This window comes from Kitasatospora sp. MBT63 (assembly GCF_000710465.2).
In the GTDB taxonomy this organism is placed as follows: Bacteria; Actinomycetota; Actinomycetes; order Streptomycetales; family Streptomycetaceae; genus Kitasatospora.
In genome coordinates, this window is the sequence record NZ_JAIZ01000548.1 from 1 (window position 1) to 19,257 (window position 19,257).

Sequence of the window (19,257 nt, forward strand, 5' to 3'; positions counted from 1 at the left end):
TCCGAACGGCGGGCGACGGCCACCGCCTCGGCCAGGGCGTCCCAGGTGTCGACCCTGGTCACCCCGAGGCTGGACCCGGCCCGGGCGGGCTTGACGAACACCGGCAGCCCCAGCCGTTCGCGCTCGCCCTCCGGCAGGCCGTCGCAGCCCGGTGCGCACAGCAGCGCGGAGGCGGCCACGGGCAGTCCGGCGGAGGCGAGCAGACGCTTGGTGACGTCCTTGTCCATGCCGACCGCACTCGCCGTCACCCGGTTGCCGACGTACGGGACGCCGAGCAGTTCCAGCAGCCCCTGCACCGTGCCGTCCTCCCCGTACGGGCCGTGCAGGGCGGGGAACACCAGGTCGGCCGCGCCGAGCACGGGACCGGCGGCCAGCAGGCTCTCCCAGGCGGACGTGCCGCGGGCGGGGGTGAGCCGGGCGAGGGCGGCCGCGTCGTAGGAGGCGGCGGGCAGGTCGGCCGGGCCGGGGATCCACTCGCCGTCGGTGGTGATCCGGACCGGCCGGACCCGGTAGCGGGCGCGGTCGAGGTGGGTGAGGATGCCCGCGGCCGAGCCGCAGGAGACCGCGTGCTCACCGCTGCGGCCGCCGAACAGCACGACCACGTCGCTCCGCCCGCCGGCGGCGGGTGCGGGTACGGGCACGGGAGCCGGTACGGGCAGGGTGTCGGTGTCAGTCACGGGGGTGGTCCTCCGGGTCGGTCGGGGTCTGCGGATGGGGCGCGGCGCCTGCGGGGACGGCGCGGCCTGGGGCCGGGAGGTAGCGGCGGGGCACCCGGGCGCCGATCCCGGTCAGCACCTCGTGCGGGTTGGTCCCCGCCCAGCGGGCCCAGTCGGCGACGGTCGGTTCGCCGCGGTCCCCGGGCCCGAACACCAGCACGTCCTCGCCGATCCGGACGGGCAGCGAACCGGCGTCCACGACGCACTGGTCCATCGCGATCCGCCCGGCCACCGGCCGCCGGGCGCCGGCGACCCACATCCGGGCCCGGCCGGCGGCGGCCCGCGGCACCCCGTCGGCGTACCCGAGCGGGACCAGCAGCAGGGTGCCGGCCCGCTCGGCGGTGTACTCGTGGCCGTAGGACACGCCCTGGCCGGCCACGACCGGGCGGGCCATGATCGCGCGGGCCCGCAGGGTCATCGCGGGCCGCAGGCCGAAGGCCCGGCCGGGCACCGGCTCGACGCCGTACAGCCCGAGGCCCGCGCGGACCAGGTCGAAGTGGGTACGCGGATCGGTCAGGCCGGCCGCCGAGTTGGCGAGGTGCAGCAGGGCGGGCCGCAGGCCGGCCGCCCTGGCCACGGCGACGGCCTGTTCGAACTCCGCCACCTGCCGGTCGGTGGCCCGTCCCGGGCCGTCCGGGTCGGCCAGGTGCGACCAGACGCCCCGGACCGTCAGCAGACCGCGCAGTTCCAGCGCCCGGGCGTGCGCGGTCAGCGCGGGCCAGTCGCCGGGGGCGGCACCGTTGCGGCGCAGTCCGGTGTCGACCTTGAGGTGGACCCGGGCGGGGGTCCCGGCCCGGGCCGCGCAGGCGGCGATGCCGGCCAGGTGGAGTGGTGAGGAGACCGCGAGGTCGATACCGGCCAGCAGGGCCGGGGTGAAGTCCTCGTCCGGCAGGTGCATCCAGGACAGCACGGGGGCGGTGATGCCCGCGGCCCGCAGGGCGAGCGCCTCGGTGGTCGAGGTGACGCCGAGCCAGCTCGCGCCGTGGGCGAGCGCGGTGCGGGCGACGGGCACGGCGCCGTGGCCGAATCCGTCGGCTTTGACCACGGCCATCAGCGCGCCGCGGGTGTGCGCGGCGAGCAGCGCGGTGTTGTGCGCCACCGCGGCGAGGTCGACCACGGCCTCGGCGTACCGGCCACCGGCGGCCCGGGCCTGACCTGCCGTGCGGTCGGGGCCGGTGGCGGGCCCGGCGTGGACGGGTCCGGCGTGGACGGGCCCGGCGTGGACGGGCCCGGCGTGGACGGGCCCGGGGTGGGGCGGCCCGCAGCGGTCGCGGATCGCGCCCGGCCGTCCGCTCGTCGTGCTCCGCATGGGTGGGCACCTCTCCTGGTAGGTGACGCCGGGATGCGGACACCCGGGGATACGGGCACCCGGGGTTCGGAAACCCGGAGTTCAGGTGCCTCGGGTGTCCGGACACCTGGTGGGCGGCGTCGGCCGGGTACGGCCCCGGCTGACGCCCAGTCCAGCGGGCGGGCGGTGAACGGGCGGTGAGTCGATCACTCACGCGGGACTCACACCGGATCCCGCATACTGGGCTGCTCGTGGCCGGTACCGGGTGGACCAGGGGGACCAGTGGGGCGTACGGGACGTGCGGGGATGCCCATGACCGGGGTCGGGACCGGGGCGGGCAGCGCCGCCGGGCGCGGCGGGCGGCCGTGGTGACGGCGGCCGGCTCCCCGGGGGCCGCCGGTGCCCGGCACACCTGGGGCGGGAGCCTTCGGCTGCGGCTCACCGTGGTGTTCGGGGTGATGTTCTTCGTTGCGGCCGCTGCGGTGCTCGCGGTGACGGTGGTGCTGGTCGACAACTCCATGCGCTACGGCCTGGACCTGGCCTTCCCGGGCAGCTACAGCGTGGATCCGGGGATGTCCAAGGAGGTGCAGCGGTACCTGGCGCAGCAGCAGTCGGCCGAACCGGCGACCAAGCGGATCATGCTGGACTCGATGCAGGACAACCTGCTGTTCAAGGGCGGGTTGACGGTGGTCGCCGTCGGCGTGGTGGCCACCACGGCGGGATGGCTGGTGGCCGGGCGGCTGGTCCGTCCGCTCAGCATGATCAGTTCGACCGCGGAGCGGATCGCCGGACGGACCCTGCACCGCCGGATCGACCTGGAGGCGCCGCCGGGCGAGGTCAAGTCCCTGGCGGACTCCTTCGACAGCATGCTCGACCGCCTCGACCAGGCGTTCGCCGGGCAGTCGCGGTTCATCGCCAACGCGGCGCACGAACTGAAGACCCCGATCGCGGTCAACCGCACCCTGGTGGAGGTCGCGATGAGCCGGCCCGACGCCCCGCCGGAGATCCGGCAGCTCGGGGAGAACCTGCTCGCCGTCAGCGCCCGCCACGAGCGGCTGATCGACGCCCTGCTGACGCTGGCCCGGGCCGAGGACTCGCTCACCGAACTGGTGCCGCTGGACCTCGCGGAGCTCGCCGAGTCGGTGCTGGACTCGGCCGCCGAGGGCGCCGCCCGCCGCGAGGTGACCCTGGACGACCGGGTCGAACCGGCGCTGGTGACCGGTGATCCGGTGCTGCTGGAGCAGGTGGTGCGCAATCTGGTCGACAACGCGGTCCGGTACAACGTCCGGGGCGGCTCGGTGACCGTGCGCACCTCGATGGGGCGCACCGACGCGGAGATCGTGGTCGCCAACACCGGTCCGGTGATCTCGCCGCACGAGGTGCCGGTGCTGTTCGCGCCTTTCCGGCGGCTGACCGACCGGGTGGGCTCGGCCCGCGGCAGCGGCCTCGGTCTGTCCATCGTGCGGGCGGTGGCGCAGGCCCACGGCGGGGAGGCGACGGCGCTGCCGCGCCGGGGCGGCGGGCTGACGGTCCGGGTGCTGCTGCCCCTGGACGGGCCGGGCTGCCGGGGCCGCTGAACGGAGCCGGGTGGCCCGGGCCCGTCGGGCCCGGCGGGCAGCTCAGGCGATCCGGTAGCCGGTGCCGGTGATGGTCTCGATCAGCGGCGGCTCGGCGAGCTTGCGGCGCAGGCTGCGGATGGTCACCCGGACGATGGTGGTGAACGGGTCGATGTTCTCGTCCCAGACCCGCTCCAGCAGTTCCTCGGCGGAGACCGGGGCGCCCTGCGCGCGCAGCAGTTCCTCCAGCACGGCGAACTCCTTGCGGGAGAGCGCGAGCGGCCGGCCGTCGCGGCCGGCCGCGCGGTGGTGCGGGTCGAGCCGGAGGCCCGCCCGTTCCAGCACCGGCGGGGTGGCGGGCCTCGATCGGCGGCCCAGCGCCCTGATCCGGGCGGTCAGTTCGGCGAAGGCGAACGGTTTGGACAGGTAGTCGTCGGCGCCCAGGTTCAGCCCGGCCACCCGCTCGGCCAGCGTGGTGGAGACGGTGAGCATCAGCACCCTGACCTCGGCGCCCGCGGCCACGGTGCGGCGGCACACCTCGTCGCCGTGCAGGCCGGGCAGGTCCCGGTCGAGGACCATGACGTCGTAGCTGTTGACTGCCAGCCGCTCCATCGCCGCCTCGCCGTCGTGCACCAGGTCCACCGCGAACGCCTCCTGGCGCAGCCCCTCGGCGATGGCCTGGGCCAGCATCTCCTCGTCCTCGACCACCAGTACGCGCATCGGGCCCCCGCTCTCGTTCCTGTCCCTCGACCGGACGGACGTACCGGGCACCCGGAACGGTTGCGCGCGCCGCGGCGCGGGCCCGGAGCGGCTTCGGCGCGGGCTCAGACCGGCGGGGCGTCCCCGGCCTGCGCCCGGACGCCCGTCAGACCGCCGCCCGGGATGTCGAGCAGCAGCTGCTCGAGGACCTGCGCCTGCACCTCGGCGCCCTCGTAGGAAAGGAACCGCAGGCTGTCGTCGCCGCGCAGGTACCCCTCGCGGTCGGCCCAGCGGGCGAACGGGGCGTCACCGGGCTGCAGGACCAGGTTCCACCGGGTGACCTGCCGGGACGGCAGCTCGTCCGGGCGGAGGGCGGACCGGTCCGGTCCGGTGGTACGGGGGTCGGTGGCGTCGGCCGCCGCGCGTGCGCGCGCGAAGGCTCGTTCGAAGTTCTCCTCGCCGGGCTGCTCGCTCATCGTCCCAGCCTGCCCCGCCGGGCCGCCGCGGCGGGGCAGCACGGCCGCAAGGTCCGCCGTTCGGAGCACCCGGCGGCCGGGCAGCGCGGGCCGCCGCCTCAGTGCCCGCCGGGGACCGCGGTCAGGACGAAGACGGGGATCTGCCGGTCGGTGTTGGTCTGGTACTCGGCGTAGTCGGGGTAGGCCGCGACGGCACGCTCCCACCACAGGTCCCGCTCCGCGCCGGACACCTCACGGGCCGCCATGTCCTGGCGCACCGGCCCGTCCTGGAGCTCGACCCGCGGGTCGGCCACCAGGTTGTGGTACCAGACCGGGTGCTCGGGTGCGCCGCCCTTGGAGGCCACCACCGCGTACTGCCCGTCGTGCTCGACCCGCATCAGCGGGGTCTTGCGGAGCCGGCCGCTCTTCGCGCCGCGGGAGGTGAGCAGCACGACCGGCATGCCCCGCATCGTGGTGCCCTGGACCCCGCCCGATCCCTCGTACAGCGCGACCTGGTCACGTACCCACTGCTCGGGGCTCGGCTGGTACTCACCCGCAAGAGGCATGGTCATCCCGTTCCGTCGGAGGTCGTGGGCGGCCGGCTGCGGCCGCCCGCCCGACCACGCTTACCATCCGCGGCGTCCGACGTCACCCACCGCACCGGCCGCGGCGGCGCGCCGTAGGCTGATCGGATGTCTCTGCTCAGCCTGCACGACCGCGCCGCCCTGTCCGAGCACTTCCGGCGCGACCCGGCGCTGCACCTGTTCGAACTCGGCGACCTCGACGACCTGCTCTGGCCGTACACCTCCTGGTACACGCTGGGCGACGGAGGTCCCGTCGCGCTGCTGTACACGGTCGGCGAGATCCCGACCCTGCTCGGCTTCGCGGACCCGGCCGGGCCGGCCGGCGCGGCCTCGCTGGAGTCGCTGGTACGGGCGATGCTCCCGGTCCTCCCGCGCCGGTTCTTCGCGCACCTGTCCGGCGCCGCGGACCGGTGCCTCGCACCGCACTACCGGCCGGAGCACCGGCAGACCCTGCTCCGGATGGTCCGCTCCGATCCCGCGCGCACCGAGCGGCACCCGGACGGCCCGTGGCGGCCCGAGCCGCTGGACCGCGGCGACCTGGCGGACCTGCTCGCGCTGTTCGAGGCGGGCTACCCGGGCAACTGGTTCGACGAGCGGATGCTGGACACCGGCCAGTACGTCGGTGCGCGCCTCGACGGCCGCCTGGTCGCCGTCGCCGGCGTGCACGTGTACGCGCCGGACCAAGGGGTGGCGGCGATCGGCAACGTCACCACGCATCCCTCCGTGCGCGGCCGGGGGGCGGCCGGCGCGTGCGTGGCCGCCCTGTGCCGGCGGCTGGCCCGGAGCGTCGACACCATCGGTCTGAACGTCCGGACGGACAACACCACCGCCGTCGAGCTGTACCGCCGCCTCGGCTTCACCGCCGTCACCGAGTTCACCGAGTCCGTCTTCAGCACGGCCGCCCCGGCCACCCCGGCACCCGACGCGCCCGCCCACTCCTCGGCACAGCGGTAGCGGGGGCCGCAGGCCGTCCTCGGCGCCGCGCGGCCGGCCCGGGATGCGGGCGGGCGGCGTACCCGGCAGGCCGTTGGCCCGCCCGGTACGCCGCCCGTTGTGCGGTGGTGCTGCTGTGGCCGTCAGGCGGCGAGGACGCCGGTGCCGAGCAGGCCGAAGAGCAGGACGCCGACGATGATCCGGTACACCACGAAGGCGTTGAAGGAGTGCTTGGCGACGTACTTCAGCAGCCAGGCGATCGAGGCGTAGGCCACCACGAAGGAGACGGCGGTGCCGACCAGCAGCGGCGCCGGGTCCACGCCGGCGCCGAGTGCGTCCTTGAGCTCGTAGATGCCGGCGCCGGTGAGGGCCGGGATGCCGAGGAAGAAGGACAGGCGGGTGGCCGCGACCCGGTCGAGGTCGAGGATCAGGCCGGCGGACATGGTGGCGCCGGAGCGGGAGAAGCCGGGGAAGAGCAGGGCGAGGATCTGGGCGGCGCCGACGATCATGGTGTCCTTGAGGCCCGTGTCGTCCTCGCCGCGCTTGTGCCGGCCCATCTGGTCGGCGGCCCACATCACGGCGCTGCCGACGATCAGCGAGCCCGCGACCACCCACAGCGACGCCAGCGGGCCCTCGATCAGCGGCTTCGCGGCCAGACCGACGACGACGATCGGGATCGTGGCGTAGATCACCCACCAGGCGAACTTGTAGTCGTGGTGGTAGCGCTCCTCCTTGTTCGCCAGACCGCGGCCCCAGGCCGAGACGATCCGGACGATGTCCTTGAAGAAGTAGAGCAGCACCGCGGCGATGGCCCCCACCTGGATCACCGCCGTGAACCCGACGACGGACTTGTCGTCGACCTGGATTCCCATCAGCCCTTCGGTGATCTTCAGATGGCCGGTGGAGGAGATCGGGAGGAACTCTGTCACTCCTTCCACGACTCCGAGGATGACGGCCTGCCCGATGCTGATGGCGCTCACGTGGACCTTCCCGGTTCTGCTCTGCGGACGGGCCCGCCCGCATACGACTACGCGAATGTAGGCGGCGGCGCATGGCGGAGTCCACTCGCCCCTTCCCCGGGCCCGTCCGGCCCGTCCCGCGGGCCCGTTGCAGGCTACTGCTCGCGCAGGCCCCAGGGGCTGCCGTACTCGGTGAGCAGGTCGAGGAAGGGCCGCGGCGGGAAGGCCTCGGGGCCCAGCACTCCGGCGCCGCTCCAGGCCCCGGTGGCGAGCAGCTCGAGGGCGACGACCGGGTTGATCGCGGTCTGCCAGACCACGGCCTGGGAACCGTACTCGCCCATCGACCACTGGTTGTCGACCACGTGGTACAGGTACACCTCGCGCGGCCGGCCGTCCTTGCTGCCCTTGACCCAGGTGCCGGCGCAGGTCTTGCCGGTCATCCGGTCGCCGAGCGTGGCCGGGTCCGGCAGGGCGGCCGCGACCACGTCGCGCGGGGACACCCGGGCGGGCCCGAGGTCGGTCGGGACGGTGAGCGGGGTGGTGCTGTCGAGGCCGAGCGCGTGCAGGGTCTTGAGCTTGCCGATGAAGTCGTCGCCGAGGCCGTACTTGAAGGTGACCCGTCGGGCGTCCACCCAGCGCGGCACCAGCAGCACCTCCTCGTGCTCCACGTTGACGCACTCGACCGGGCCGATGCCCTCGGGGAAGTCGAACACCTCGGGCTCGCTGAACGGCTCGGTGGTGTACCAGCCGCGGTCGGCCTGGTAGACCACGGGCGGGTTCAGGCACTCCTCGATGGTGGTCCAGATGTTGAAGGAGGGCGCGAAGTCGTAGCCCTCCACGGTCAGGTCCGCGCCGTCGCGGATGCCGATCTCCTCGATCTCGTCGAACAGCTCGTCCGCCGCGTACCGGGCGAAGACGTCCGAGAGGCCGGGCTCGACGCCCATCCCGACCAGCGCCAGCCGGCCCGCCTTCTCCCAGTCCGCGGCACGCTCGAACTGCGCGTCGCCCAGCTTGACGCCGCACAGCTCGTACGGGCGCTCGGGGTGCGGCAGGGACAGCGACATCGCCATGTCGAGGTAGTGCGTGCCGGCCGCCAGGGCGGCCTGGAACAGCGGCAGCACGAACCGCGGGTCGGTGGCGTTCAGCAGCACGTCGCAGCGCTGCTCGGCGAGCAGGGCGGCGACCGCCGCCTCGTCGGAGGCGTCGACCCGGTGGGCGCTGAACCTGGTCCCCGCCTCCCCCAGTGCGTCGACGGCGGCCTCGGCGCGGGCCAGGTCGTAGTCGGCCACCGCCAGGTGGTCGAAGAACGGGCGGCGGGCCGCGATCCGGGTGACGGCGGTACCGACACCGCCGGCGCCCACGAGCAGGATGCGCATGAGGGGACCTCTCTCTCGCAGGTTTCGGAGCGTCCAGGGCTCTGAGCTCCTGGGATGTGATGAAACTCCTGGCCCTCCGGTAGGGTCAATGGCGTTGGCATAAGGGCCGCCGGCGTCACCGCCGAGGGTCGCTGCGGCCGGAGCGGAGGAGCGGACGATGCCCAAGCAGGTGGTCCCGGAGTCCGCCCGACGGCGGCGGCGGCGGACCAAGCAGGGCGCGGTGCTGTCCGAGCAGGTGATCGTCGAGACGGCCCTGCGGATGCTGCGCGAGCACGGTGGCGAGGGGCTGACCGCACGGCGCCTCGGCCTGGCGCTGGGCGCCGACCCGAGCACCCTGTACCGGTACTTCCGGGGGATGGACGACCTCACCCTGGCCATCGGGGACGAACTGATCGGCCGTGCCCTGGACGGCTGGGCCCCGACCGGCGACTGGCGCGCCGACCTGCGCGGCCTGGGACTGCGGATCCACCGCGCCTACCTGGCCCACCCGCAGGCCGCCGTCCTCACCGCGAGCCGGGTCAGCGGCCGGGCCCGGGAGATCGTCGCCGACGAGGCGGTGCTCGGCATCCTGCGCACCGCGGGCTTCACCGACCCGGCCGCCGTCCGGATCTACCACGCCTTCATCGACCAGAGCCTCGCCTTCGCCGCCCTGGACGCGGCGTCGCTCGCCCTGCCGGCCGCGGCCCGCGCCGCCGACGAGGAGATGTGGGCGTCCACCTACGCCCGGCTGCCCGCCCGGACGCACCCTCACATCGCCGCCACCGCAGACCTGTTGGCCGCCCGGATGAACGACAGCGCGTACCCGCTCGCGCTGGAGATGCTGCTCGACAGCGCGGCGCTGCAGCGGGCCCGCCAGGACGCCGGTCCGCCGTCCGCGCCGCCGGATCAGGCAGCGGGCGGGGCGCTGTAGTCGGCCGGGCGTACCTGGTGGGTGACGGTGAAGCCCGCGCGCCGGCAGTCCTCCAGCACGCCGGCGCCCTCACCGGTCCAGAAGTAGCTGGTGCCCGCCGCGCCGGTCCGGATCCCGACGCCGCCGGTGCCGAACCGTCCCCGGCACGGGAAGACCTCCGCCACCTCGGCCGCGGACCGGTCGAGCGGCCCGGTGCCGAACCGGCGCCAGAGCGCGCCGACCAGCCGGATCCGCAGCCGCACCCGGCCCTCATCGACCGTCAGTTCGGCCAGCGGCCAGGTGGCGTTGAGCCTCGCCGCGCGCAGCCGTCCGATCGGCGCCGGAATGTTCGCCCCACCCGTCCATCGCATGGGTGAATCATGCACCCGGGCCCGCCGCCTGCCTCGGGCGGGTGGTCCGGTGCAGCGGCAGCGGGCCAGCGTGCCCTCGTCAGCCGACGATCCCGAGCGGGTCCGGGACCTCGTCCAGCAGGAGCGCCCCGTTCGAGCGCACGCTGTTGACGGCCGTCGACACGGCCTTGACCGTCACGTCGCCGTCGGCCGGGATGTGCAGCAGGTGCTGGAGTTCGGCGCGGTCGGAGACCTCCGGGTCGAGCCAGTGGCCGACGTCCTGCGGTGTGACGACGACCGGCATCCGGTCGTGCACCAGGCCGGCGCTGTCGGTGGCGTCGCGGGTGAGGATGCAGGCCGTGGTCAGCCAGGCCGCGGGGTCGTCGTCCGGCAGTGTCCGGTCCCGCCAGAACTCGTACAGGCCGGCCATCAGCATGGTCGTGCCGGTGGTGAGGTAGTACGGCTGCTTGAACGCCTTCCGGCCGTTCTCCGCCGGGACCTGGCGCCACTCGAAGTAGCCGTCCGCGGGGATCACGCACCGCCTCGACACGAACGCCTTCCGGAACGACGGCTTCTGGTCGGCCGTCTCCGACCTCGCGTTGATCAGCCGCGCGCCGCCGGACGCGTCCTTCGCCCAGGACGGGACCAGGCCCCAGCGCACCGGACGGAGCCGGCGGACCAGCTCGCCGGTGGCCTTGTCGAGGCGTTCCATGACCGCCGGGACCGGATCGGTCGGGGCCACGTTCCAGCTCGGCGCCAGGGTCTCGTCGGGGTCCCAGCGGATTTCGCCCAGGAGGTCGACGAGATCGACCGGGGCAACGGTGGAGACGAATCGGCCGCACATGCCTCCACCCTCCCACGCCGCCCCACCCTCCCGGGGCAGGCCGCCCAAGGCGGGTGGCGGTCGGCTCGGGGCGGGTCCCGGTCAGAGGTGGTCGGTGACCGCCTTCAGGTGAACCGTGGCGCTGGTGAAGTCCGCGTCCAGCTGCGCACGTGCGCCGGGATTGCCGGAGGTCACCGCATCACAGCTCTTCGAGATCCGCTGCAGATCGGCGAGCGCCTGCTCCCACTCCGCCGGCGCGCCCGCTTCCGGCTGCACTCCGCCGACGTGGGCAGCCATGGCCGTGCACGCCTTGCCGATGGCCTGGTCATCGCCGGGTGCCTTCATGATGGTCGAGGCCAGCGCGATGAAGGCACTGGTCACCACAGTGAACTGCGTGGAGTTGGTGGCCCAGACCCGCACCGCGCCGCCACCTGCCGTTGGGCTCGCGCCGGTGGTCCCGGTGGCCGCCCCCGTCGCGGGGACGGCCGTCGGAGTGGCCGCCGCGCCGCTGGCCGCCGCCCCGGCGTCCCGGCTGCCGGTGCTCGTGCAGCCCGCGAGGGCAGCGGTGGTCACGAGCAGGCAGGTTGCGGTGATGATGCGACGCATCCGTTTCCTTCGAGCCGTCGGTGCAGAACCCGGCGACTGTATCCGCGGCCCGCATGTTGATCAACACGGTCGGACCCGTGACCGGCCGGAAGGCCGATGCCGCGGCCCGGGGCAGCCGTGGGCGACCGCCCGCAAGCCTCAGCGCGGCGCCGGGCCCCAGGTGTGGGCGACGTCGACGACGAGGCGGCCGTCGAGCTGGAAGACCCGGAACGGCAGGCGGGCGCGGACGCCGACACCGATCTGGGTCCGGCCCTCGAAGCTGGACGCGAAGCGGGTGTCGGTGAAGGTCCGGTAGCCGGCCAGGTCGACGCCGGGCAGGGGCTGTCCGGGGTGCGCCGGGTAGCTGGTGCGGCCGGTCGCGGGGTCGAAGGCGGGGGCCTCCACCACGATCTCCAGGATCGCCCCGCCGCGGACCGGGACCGGCTTGCCGGACGCGTCCTGGACCAGGGTGTCGACGTAGTGCACGTGGTAGCCGGCCGGCCGCGCGGCCGAGGTGCCGGGGACGTCGAGCACCAGCCGGTCGTAGCAGGGGTGGGCGCCGGTCCTGACGTTCACCAGCGGCCGGGTACCGGACGCCGTGGTGTCCTTGGGCAGGCTGCCCCAGCCGGTCGGGCACTGCGGTGTGCCGACCGCCGCCGGGGGCGGTGCGGCCGCAGCCGTGACGGGTGCGACCGTCGCACCGGCCCCGGCGAGAGCGAGCACCATCGGGATCACCGTCCAACGTCTCATGACCACCGTCTCCTCCGCATATGACCCCCATATACAGGGACGAAACCCCCCCATCGGTGGTTGCCTCGCAAGTCGCCGGATATCGGTGGAGCCCGGCGGCCCGCGAGGCCGTTCGGCATGTCTTCGACAAGATGACAACTCGTCAGTAACATGGCGCCGACGGCAGGCCCGATGCGGAGTCCTGCCGCCTACTGATCTCGGGCGGTCGTGTCCTCGTCCGCCGCTCCGAAGGGGACTCTTTGAACAGCTCCACACGTACGTTCGGCCTGCCCGCGCTCGCCGCGGCGGTGCTGATCGGCGCCTGCTCCTGCGCGGCTCCGGCAACTCCGCCGTCCTCGCCGCAGGCACCCGGCGGCGACGCCGCCGCCCTCGCACCCCCCACCTCCGCCGCCCGCGCCGCGGCGGGATCCCTGGTGGTGACGGCGGCTCAGCCCGGCGCGCAGCAGGTGGCGATAGGCAAGCCGGGGGCGGGCGCCACCGAGGTGGCGCCCGTCGCGGCGGACCTCCGGCTCGCCTCCTACGACCCCGGCACCGGCCGGGCCGTGCTCAGCGGTACGGCCGCCGCACCCACCACTCCCGCCCCGGCCCCCACCGGCAGCCCCGCGCCGAAGAGCGCCCCGCCCGCAGCCCCGCCGGCCACACCGGCCACATCGCAGAGCGCCTCCCCGCAGGCCTCGCCGACGCCGTCGGCAGCGGCCTCGCTCGGCCAGGTCCAGGTGGGCCGGCTGATCGCCAGCCCGCCGACCCCGGCCGCGCCCAAGGGCGCGCTGCTCGCCGTCACCGAGGTCCACCCGAGCGCCACCCCGGGGACGGTCGAGGTCGCCACCCGTCCGGCGACCCTGCCCGAACTGCTCGGCGGCGCAGAGGCCGACGGCCAGGTCGCCGTGGACCCGCACGCGATCACCATCACCCCGCTGGTCAAGGACTTCAAGCTGTCCTTCGGCCAGGACGGCAACGGTGCGAAGGCGGACGCCTCCGGCACCCTCGGGCTGGACCTGAACGCACCGCTGCCGCTGCCCGCCGGTGCGACCGCGGCCGCGTCGGCCTCGCTCCGGCTGCACCCGGCCGTGCACTTCGCGTACCACGGCGCCCGCGCCGGGGAGCCCAGGACCGCCTCGATCGGCTTCGACCTCGGCGCCCAGGGCCAGTGGAAGCTGAGCGGCGAGCTCGCCAAGGGGACCGGGACGCCCCTGCGGATCCCGGTCGCGGAGCTGCACGCCAACCCGGTGCTCACCGTCGCCGGGCTGCCGGTCGTGGTCAACCTCGGGCTGACCTGCTTCCTGGAGGTCGGCGCCGACGGCAAGGTGACCGTCGACGCCGAGCAGGAGTTCACCGGCGCCTGGAGCGTGCACGCCGACTACGCGGGCGGCAAGGGCTGGAAGCCGGTCACCGACGCGGCCGACACCAAGGTCTCCGCGGTACGGGCGCACTTCGCCGGCCAGGCCTCGGTCCGCGCCGGTCTCGGCGCCGACGTGTCCGTGGGCCTGTACGACGCGGTGGGCGTGGAGGCGACCGTGGAGCCGTACCTGCGCAGCGAGGTGAACGGCTCGGCCGTGCTGGAGACCGGGGGCGCCGCACCGAAGGTGCAGGGCAGCTGGGCGCTGTACGGCGGCGTCGACCTGACCGGTGCGCTGCTGGCCCACCTGAAGATCTTCGGCACCCCGGTGGCGGAGAAGCGGCTGCCGCTGCCGGTCTTCCACCGCGAGTGGCCGCTGGCGTCCGCCGGTACCTCCGCCGCGCCGACCGCGCCGGTGGTGCCCTCGGCACCCGCCGCCCGCTGACGCCGACGTGGCCCCTGCCCGCCGTCCCCCGGCGGGCAGGGGCCACGGGCCTGTGTGCGGCCCTTCGGGCCGTCAGGTCGGCCACGCCGGTGGCAAATGCGGACCCGGTGCGGGCGTCGACGTACGCTGGGCCCCGGCGGGCGGGCCGGCACCGGCGCCGACGGCCACCGACGACGCCGACCACGCTTGGAGGAGCCGTGGACACCACCGCACTCGAGACCACCCGCCGTTCGCTGCACGCCGTCGCCGAACTGCTGCTGGCCGGCCCGCAGTACCGGCAGAGCGGCACCATCCGGCTGCGGGTGCACGCGGACGGTTTCGCCACCCTCGCCGCGCCCGAACTCCTGGTCCAGGGCACCCATCTGGTCGCGGGCGGGCGGCGGCTGCCGCTGGACGGCACCACCTGTGCGGCGCTCGCCGCGGAGCTCGGCATCGAGGGCGGCGGGCCGGCCGGGCTGTACCAGGACGGGTCGGGGGTCGGGATGGACGAGGAACTGTCCGTCGACCCCACCGCGGCCGCGCGCCTGGTCGGTGCCTTCGCCTCGGGCGACGCGGCGCTGCGCCGCTTCGCCCCCGACCAGCAGCCGGTGCTGTGGCCGGAACACTTCGACCTCGGGATCTCGGTCGATTCCGTGAACTACGGGGTCTCCCCCGGGGACGGCTTCTCGCCCGAGCCCTACGCGTACGTCGGTCCGTGGACCCGGCGCGTCGGCGGGTTCTGGAACGCCTCGTTCGGCGCCACCCGTCCGATCCGCCGGCCGGACGACGCCGCGGAGGTCCTGGCCTTCTTCACCGAGGGCCGGGACCGCGCGGCCGCCGACCCGGTCTCGGCGGAGGACGAGGGCTGAACCCCGCACCGGGGCCGGCTACCCCGGCGGCCGGGCCCGTTTCAGCAGCTCGGTGAGCAGCGGGCGGACCTCCGGCGGGATGTGCGGTTCCGTCAGCTGGACCAGTTGGTCGCCGGACGGCCAGTGGACGGTGAGGCGGTAGCCCGGGAGCGCGGTGCCGGGGCGGCCGGCCGCCGCCGGGGTGGTGGCGGCCAGGCGCTCGAGGGCGGTGAGCCCGTCCAGCGCCCCGGCCGCCTGCGCCGACGGCAGAGCGTCGGTGTCGAGCGTGGCGGCCGACCGCAGGCCGGTGAAGCCGCCGCTGCGTTCCATCGACACCCGCACCACGTCGGGCCTCCCGTTCTCCCGGCCGACGGCCCCTGGGCCGGCGACGATCCGAGCCGTCCGATCGGTCACCAGAAGCCCTGCTGCCGGGCGGCGGCACGGACCACCTGGGCGGCCTCGGCGGGCACCTGCTTGCCCTCGGCCAGGATCCGCGCCTGTGCGGCGGCCACCACGGCGGCGTCGGTGAAGACGGCGGTCGGCCAGAGGTTCTGCAGGGTCTGGTACATGATCAGGGTGCCGGCCTCGATGCCGATCTCCTTGCAGATCAGGTAGAACCACCGGTTGGTGATCCCGGACATCAGGTGCGGGTCGGCGGGTTCGAAGTAGCCGCTCATGTCCCGGGGCTGCGGGTCACGGCCCATGATCTGGTTGTCGAACGCCGAGCCGGGCTCGGACATCGAGCGCAGTGCCTCGCCGGCCAGGTCGTCGGCCATGATCTCGTCGCCGATCAGCCAGTTGTGGGTGTCGGCGTCGCGGTGGTGGACGAAGGCGTCGATGGCGGAGCCCAGCATGTCGCTGAAGGACTCGTTGAGCGCGCCGGTCTGGTCGTTGGTGTAGTTGAGGCCCGCGGTGTACTGGGTGACCCCGTGGGTCAGCTCGTGCGCGGCGACGTCGAGGTCGCCGGTCAGGTCCTTGAAGATCTGGTTGTCGCCGTTGCCGAACACCATGACCTGCGCGTCCGGGTCCCAGAAGGCGTTGTCGAAGTTCTCGCCGAAGTTGACGTTGGCGACCAGGTTGAGGCCGGCGTTGTCGATCGAGTTCCGGCCCAGCTGCTGCTTGTAGTACTCGCGGACCGCGCCCAGGCTGTCGTACGCCTGGTCGGCGTTCTGCCCGGCCACGGCGGGGTCGCCCTCGCCGCGCAGCAGCTTGATGTTGTAGCTGGACTGGGTCTCGTCGTCGTAGATCAGCCGGCCGGCGGTCGCGGTCGGCGGGACGGTGAGTCCCTTGAGGCCGACGGCCGCCTGCGCGGCCAGCAGCGGGGCGGTCCCCGGGACGTCGGGGGTCTGGTTGCGGCGGGCGCGGCGGAACTGTGCGGACAGGACCGTCGAGCGTTGGGCGGCGGACGGTTCCAGGCTCTCGCGCCCCTGGACCCGGGCGATGTGGTCTAGCACGTGCGGCGGCACGAACGAGTGGTAGCGGTGCGTCATGGCGGATTCCTCGGTCTGGCACTCACCGTGGTTCGGGCGCGGTCGTGCGCGTCACGCGCCCGGCCGCTCGTGGTTGAGTCCCCCGGCTCATTTCTCACCCCTCGCGCGGCACATTCTTCTCCTCGTCCCCCGGGCTTCCAAGGGGCAGAAGGACAGCGGCGGCGGGGTAGAACTGCCCCGGGTGCCCGCCGCCCGCCGGCTGTCGTCCGCCGTCCGCCCGTGACCTGGGCGCGTGTCGGCGGTTAACAGGGCGGCACGCCCCTGACGTACGGAGGCCCTGATGCGTACCGCCATCCGATTCGCCGCCACCGGCGCCCTGTTCGCCGTCCTCGCACTGGCCGCCGCGCCCGCGGCCCAGGCGCACGGCCCGGCACTGCGGGACCACCACGAGCCGATCCCGGTCGGTGCGATCACCGATCTCGGCGATCTGCTGATTGTGGGGAACCTCGGGTACGACTTCGCCCGTCTGCTCGGCAGCTGACGGCGCGTCGGCGGGGTCCCGACCCCGACCGCCCTGGCATGTCCGCGGCCGGAAACTCTGCTGGTCAGAGGGGTTCTCAGCGGCTCGCCACGGGTCTGGCATCCATGGTCACGGCAGTCCCACCACCCCCCGAGAGACGGGCTGCCGCGCAGGTCGGCCGTGCGCGGCCGACGCCTCCCCAGGCCGGGGTCCCGTCCGCCCGGGACCCCGGCCCAGGGTGCGCCGCACCCCCGGGCACGGAGGTCAGACAGCGGGAGCGGCGGGTACGGCGGGTGCGCCGGATCCGGTGAGCTGCCAGCGGCGGTCCGCGGTGTCCCCGCACGGGACGAGGGCGATCCGGGCGCCGTCCCGGCCGGTGCGGGTGGTCTCGGTGCCCAGGCACAGGCCGGCGGCGTCGTTGACGATCCACAGGGTGCGGTCCGGGCGCGGGACCAGGCGGTAGAGCTGGTTGTCGGCGGCGATGTTGTCGCAGTAGGACTCGCCGACCCGGGTGCCGGCCTCGACCGCGGCGGTGCCCGGCGCGTCGAGGCAGAGGTTGTCCTTGGCGTTGCGGAGGGTGAAGAGCCCGTCGCCCTGGTGGTCCCACCAGTAGAGCTGGTTGTCGGCGGCGGTGCCGTCGCAGGTGAACAGGTTGACGATGCCGCCGGGCCGGCCGGCGCCCTGGCCGGGGAGGTTGACGCACCAGCCGGTGGCAGCGTTGCGGATCAGGAACGGGCCGTACGCGGTGACACCGGCCCGGACGGTGGACTCGATCCGTAGCGGTGCCCGGCCGCCGGGTCCGGGTGGCGCGCCCGGCGGGCCGGGGGCCGCGGCCTGCGCGGGGATGACGCCGAGGGCGCCGAGGGACAGGACGATCGCGGTGAGGACGGAGCCCAGGGCCCCGCTCCGGAACGACTTTGTCATGGACGCGACGATAGTCCGCTCCTGTGCGCCCGGCAGCCGAACGGGCCACTCCGCCCGCAAACCGCCCCCGCGCGCGGCCACCGACCGTGCACGCCCCACCACACCCGGCCACCCGGACCCCTCCGGCCCCACGGACCACAGGGCCTTACGGCTGAACACCGGCCGACCGAGGTCGTACACCGGCTCCGACTGGGTAGCCGTGACCCGGACGACCCTTCGGAGGCCCGAATGAGCAGTACGCCCGAGTCCACTCCCTTGCTGCGCGAACTCGTCCGGACCAAACCGGTCGAGCAGTCGATCGCCGACACCCAGGAGCCCGAGCACGCGCTGCGCCGTTCCCTCTCCGCGCTGGACCTCACGGTCTTCGGGGTCGGCGTGATCATCGGCACCGGCATCTTCGTCCTCACCGGCACCGCCGCCAAGAACCACGCCGGACCGGCGGTCGCCCTCTCGTTCGCCGCGGCCGGCATCGTCTGCGGGCTGGCGGCACTCTGCTACGCCGAACTCGCCTCCACCGTCCCGGTGGCCGGATCGGCGTACATCTTCGCGTACTCGACCATCGGCGAACTGCCGGCCTGGATCATCGGCTGGGACCTGATCCTGGAACTGGCGCTCGGCGCGGCGGTGGTCGCGGTCGGCTGGTCGGGCTACGTGCAGTCACTGCTGGAGAGCGGCGGGATCACCCTGCCGCACGCCATCTCCGGCTCCACCACCGGCGGCTGGAGCTTCAACCTGCTGGCCACCGCGCTGGTCCTGCTGCTCACCGGGGTGATCGTGCTCGGGATGAAGATCTCGGCCGAGGTGACCCGGGTGATCGTCGCGATCAAGGTGACCGTGGTGCTGGTGGTGATCGTGGCCGGCCTGTTCTTCATCAAGAGCGACAACTACTCGCCGTTCATCCCGCCCGCGCAGACCGTCGAGGGCAAGTCCGGCGGGCAGTCGCCGATGGTGCAGGCGCTGTTCGGCTACACGCCGACCGACTTCGGCGTGATGGGCATCTTCACCGCCGCCGCCGTGGTGTTCTTCGCCTTCATCGGCTTCGACGTGGTGGCGACCGCCGCCGAGGAGACCCGCAACCCGCAGCGCGACGTGCCCCGCGGCATCCTCGGTTCGCTGCTGATCTGCACCGTGCTGTACATGGCGGTGTCGCTGGTGGTGACCGGCATGCAGAAGTACACCGAGCTCTCCAGCGACGCGCCGCTGTCGGACGCGTTCAAGGCGGTCGGCCAGCACGTCTTCGCCGACATCATCAACGTCGGCGCGGTGGCCGGTCTCACCTCGGTGACGATGATCCTGCTGCTCGGGCAGAGCCGGGTGTTCTTCGCGATGAGCCGCGACGGCCTGCTGCCGCGCACCTTCTCCACCGTGCACCCGCGCTTCGGGACCCCGGCGAAGGCGGTCCTGATGCTCGGTCTGGTGGTCGCCGTACTGGCCGGTCTGATCCCGCTGGAGGAGCTCTCCGAGCTGGTCAACATCGGCACCCTGTTCGCCTTCATCGTGGTCTCGATCGGCGTGATCGTGCTCCGCCGCACCCGCCCCGACCTGCCCCGCTCCTTCCGCTGCCCGGGGGTGCCGGTGCTGCCGGTGCTCTCGGTGCTGGCCAGCCTGTGGCTGATGCTCAACCTGCCGGTCGACACCTGGCTGCGGTTCGTGATCTGGATGGTGATCGGCATGGTGGTGTTCTTCCTCTACGGGCGCGGCCACAGCCGGCTCGGCCTGGCGGCCCGCTCGCAGGCGCCGGCCGGGCCCGACGGCCCCCGGTAGTCCCGCCGACGGGCGGCGCCCGCCCGGTGCGTACTGCCGCACCGGGCG

Annotated in this window: 20 protein-coding genes and 1 pseudogene; 7 read left to right on the forward strand and 14 right to left on the reverse strand. The window is 74.1% G+C overall.

Annotated features, from left to right (window positions below; all coding sequences use genetic code 11):
- A pseudogene (locus tag AA75_RS28995) lies at positions 1-677 on the reverse strand (D-alanine--D-alanine ligase A); the annotation flags it as partial.
- Entirely contained in the window at positions 670-2,025 is a 1,356-nt protein-coding gene (gene alr / locus AA75_RS29000; RefSeq protein ID WP_063794456.1) for an alanine racemase, read from the reverse strand. The gene alr and the pseudogene AA75_RS28995, both read right to left, overlap by 8 nt.
- 347 nt (positions 2,026-2,372) lie before the next feature.
- Between alr and AA75_RS29005 the strand changes: the two genes are divergently transcribed.
- On the forward strand, positions 2,373-3,581 hold the full coding sequence (locus AA75_RS29005) for a HAMP domain-containing sensor histidine kinase (protein WP_233289238.1): 1,209 nt from the start codon (positions 2,373-2,375) through the stop codon (positions 3,579-3,581).
- Between the two features lie 42 nt (positions 3,582-3,623).
- Here the strand turns inward: AA75_RS29005 and AA75_RS29010 are convergent, their stop codons facing one another.
- From AA75_RS29010 to AA75_RS29020, 3 genes are all read right to left on the reverse strand, one after another.
- Positions 3,624-4,280 (reverse strand): response regulator transcription factor, encoded by a 657-nt coding sequence (locus AA75_RS29010; protein ID WP_033823250.1) that lies wholly within the window; start codon positions 4,278-4,280, stop codon positions 3,624-3,626.
- A 104-nt stretch (positions 4,281-4,384) separates the two neighbouring features.
- Entirely contained in the window at positions 4,385-4,735 is a 351-nt protein-coding gene (locus tag AA75_RS29015) for a hypothetical protein (protein WP_033823251.1), read from the reverse strand.
- A gap of 98 nt (positions 4,736-4,833) precedes the next feature.
- Positions 4,834-5,280, reverse strand: a complete 447-nt coding sequence (locus tag AA75_RS29020) for a nitroreductase family deazaflavin-dependent oxidoreductase (RefSeq protein ID WP_033823271.1) — start codon at positions 5,278-5,280, stop codon at positions 4,834-4,836.
- Positions 5,281-5,406: 126 nt separating this feature from the next.
- Between AA75_RS29020 and AA75_RS29025 the strand changes: the two genes are divergently transcribed.
- Positions 5,407-6,252, forward strand: a complete 846-nt coding sequence (locus AA75_RS29025; RefSeq protein WP_051813646.1) for a GNAT family N-acetyltransferase — start codon at positions 5,407-5,409, stop codon at positions 6,250-6,252.
- A 122-nt stretch (positions 6,253-6,374) separates the two neighbouring features.
- Here AA75_RS29025 and AA75_RS29030 read toward each other — a convergent pair whose 3' ends face one another.
- Positions 6,375-7,211 carry an undecaprenyl-diphosphate phosphatase gene (locus AA75_RS29030; RefSeq protein ID WP_033823252.1) on the reverse strand — a complete coding sequence of 279 codons (837 nt, stop codon included), beginning with the start codon at positions 7,209-7,211 and terminating at the stop codon, positions 6,375-6,377.
- Positions 7,212-7,345: 134 nt separating this feature from the next.
- Positions 7,346-8,566: a saccharopine dehydrogenase family protein gene (locus tag AA75_RS29035; protein ID WP_033823253.1), complete on the reverse strand. Its 1,221-nt coding sequence runs from the start codon at positions 8,564-8,566 to the stop codon at positions 7,346-7,348.
- A 157-nt stretch (positions 8,567-8,723) separates the two neighbouring features.
- Here AA75_RS29035 and AA75_RS29040 point away from each other — a divergent pair, with 157 nt between their 5' ends.
- Positions 8,724-9,476 carry a TetR/AcrR family transcriptional regulator gene (locus AA75_RS29040; RefSeq protein WP_033823254.1) on the forward strand — a complete coding sequence of 251 codons (753 nt, stop codon included), beginning with the start codon at positions 8,724-8,726 and terminating at the stop codon, positions 9,474-9,476.
- Here AA75_RS29040 and AA75_RS29045 read toward each other — a convergent pair.
- From AA75_RS29045 to AA75_RS29060, 4 genes are all read right to left on the reverse strand, one after another.
- A complete protein-coding gene (locus tag AA75_RS29045; RefSeq protein ID WP_033823255.1) occupies positions 9,452-9,826 on the reverse strand; it encodes a hypothetical protein in 375 nt (124 codons plus the stop codon). The genes AA75_RS29040 and AA75_RS29045 overlap by 25 nt on opposite strands.
- A gap of 79 nt (positions 9,827-9,905) precedes the next feature.
- The gene (locus AA75_RS29050) at positions 9,906-10,649 is read right to left on the reverse strand and encodes an SOS response-associated peptidase (RefSeq protein ID WP_033823256.1); all 744 of its coding nucleotides are present in this window, start codon (positions 10,647-10,649) and stop codon (positions 9,906-9,908) included.
- An 81-nt stretch (positions 10,650-10,730) separates the two neighbouring features.
- A complete protein-coding gene (locus AA75_RS29055) occupies positions 10,731-11,234 on the reverse strand; it encodes a hypothetical protein (RefSeq protein ID WP_033823257.1) in 504 nt (167 codons plus the stop codon).
- Positions 11,235-11,372: 138 nt separating this feature from the next.
- Positions 11,373-11,963, reverse strand: a complete 591-nt coding sequence (locus AA75_RS29060) for a hypothetical protein (protein WP_233289239.1) — start codon at positions 11,961-11,963, stop codon at positions 11,373-11,375.
- 239 nt (positions 11,964-12,202) lie between these two features.
- Between AA75_RS29060 and AA75_RS48075 the strand changes: the two genes are divergently transcribed.
- The gene (locus tag AA75_RS48075) at positions 12,203-13,744 is read left to right on the forward strand and encodes a hypothetical protein (protein WP_051813647.1); all 1,542 of its coding nucleotides are present in this window, start codon (positions 12,203-12,205) and stop codon (positions 13,742-13,744) included.
- Positions 13,745-13,941: 197 nt separating this feature from the next.
- On the forward strand, positions 13,942-14,592 hold the full coding sequence (locus AA75_RS29070; RefSeq protein ID WP_033823258.1) for a hypothetical protein: 651 nt from the start codon (positions 13,942-13,944) through the stop codon (positions 14,590-14,592).
- 18 nt (positions 14,593-14,610) lie between these two features.
- On the opposite strand, the gene AA75_RS29075 is transcribed toward AA75_RS29070, so the two are convergent.
- Together AA75_RS29075 and AA75_RS29080 are read right to left on the reverse strand one after the other, a co-directional pair.
- Positions 14,611-14,985 (reverse strand): protealysin inhibitor emfourin, encoded by a 375-nt coding sequence (locus AA75_RS29075; RefSeq protein WP_149038438.1) that lies wholly within the window; start codon positions 14,983-14,985, stop codon positions 14,611-14,613.
- Complete coding sequence (locus tag AA75_RS29080) at positions 14,982-16,061, reverse strand: M4 family metallopeptidase (protein WP_033823260.1); 1,080 nt, start codon at positions 16,059-16,061, stop codon at positions 14,982-14,984. Before AA75_RS29080 ends, AA75_RS29075 begins: the two co-directional genes overlap by 4 nt.
- 280 nt (positions 16,062-16,341) lie before the next feature.
- Between AA75_RS29080 and AA75_RS29085 the strand changes: the two genes are divergently transcribed.
- Positions 16,342-16,542, forward strand: coding sequence for a hypothetical protein (locus AA75_RS29085; RefSeq protein WP_033823261.1), 201 nt, complete (start codon positions 16,342-16,344; stop codon positions 16,540-16,542).
- A gap of 243 nt (positions 16,543-16,785) precedes the next feature.
- Here the strand turns inward: AA75_RS29085 and AA75_RS29090 are convergent, their stop codons facing one another.
- Complete coding sequence (locus AA75_RS29090; RefSeq protein ID WP_051813649.1) at positions 16,786-17,445, reverse strand: RICIN domain-containing protein; 660 nt, start codon at positions 17,443-17,445, stop codon at positions 16,786-16,788.
- 228 nt (positions 17,446-17,673) lie between these two features.
- On the opposite strand from AA75_RS29090, the gene AA75_RS29095 reads away from it, so the two are divergent.
- On the forward strand, positions 17,674-19,209 hold the full coding sequence (locus tag AA75_RS29095) for an amino acid permease (protein WP_033823262.1): 1,536 nt from the start codon (positions 17,674-17,676) through the stop codon (positions 19,207-19,209).
- The last annotated feature ends 48 nt before the right edge of the window (positions 19,210-19,257 follow it).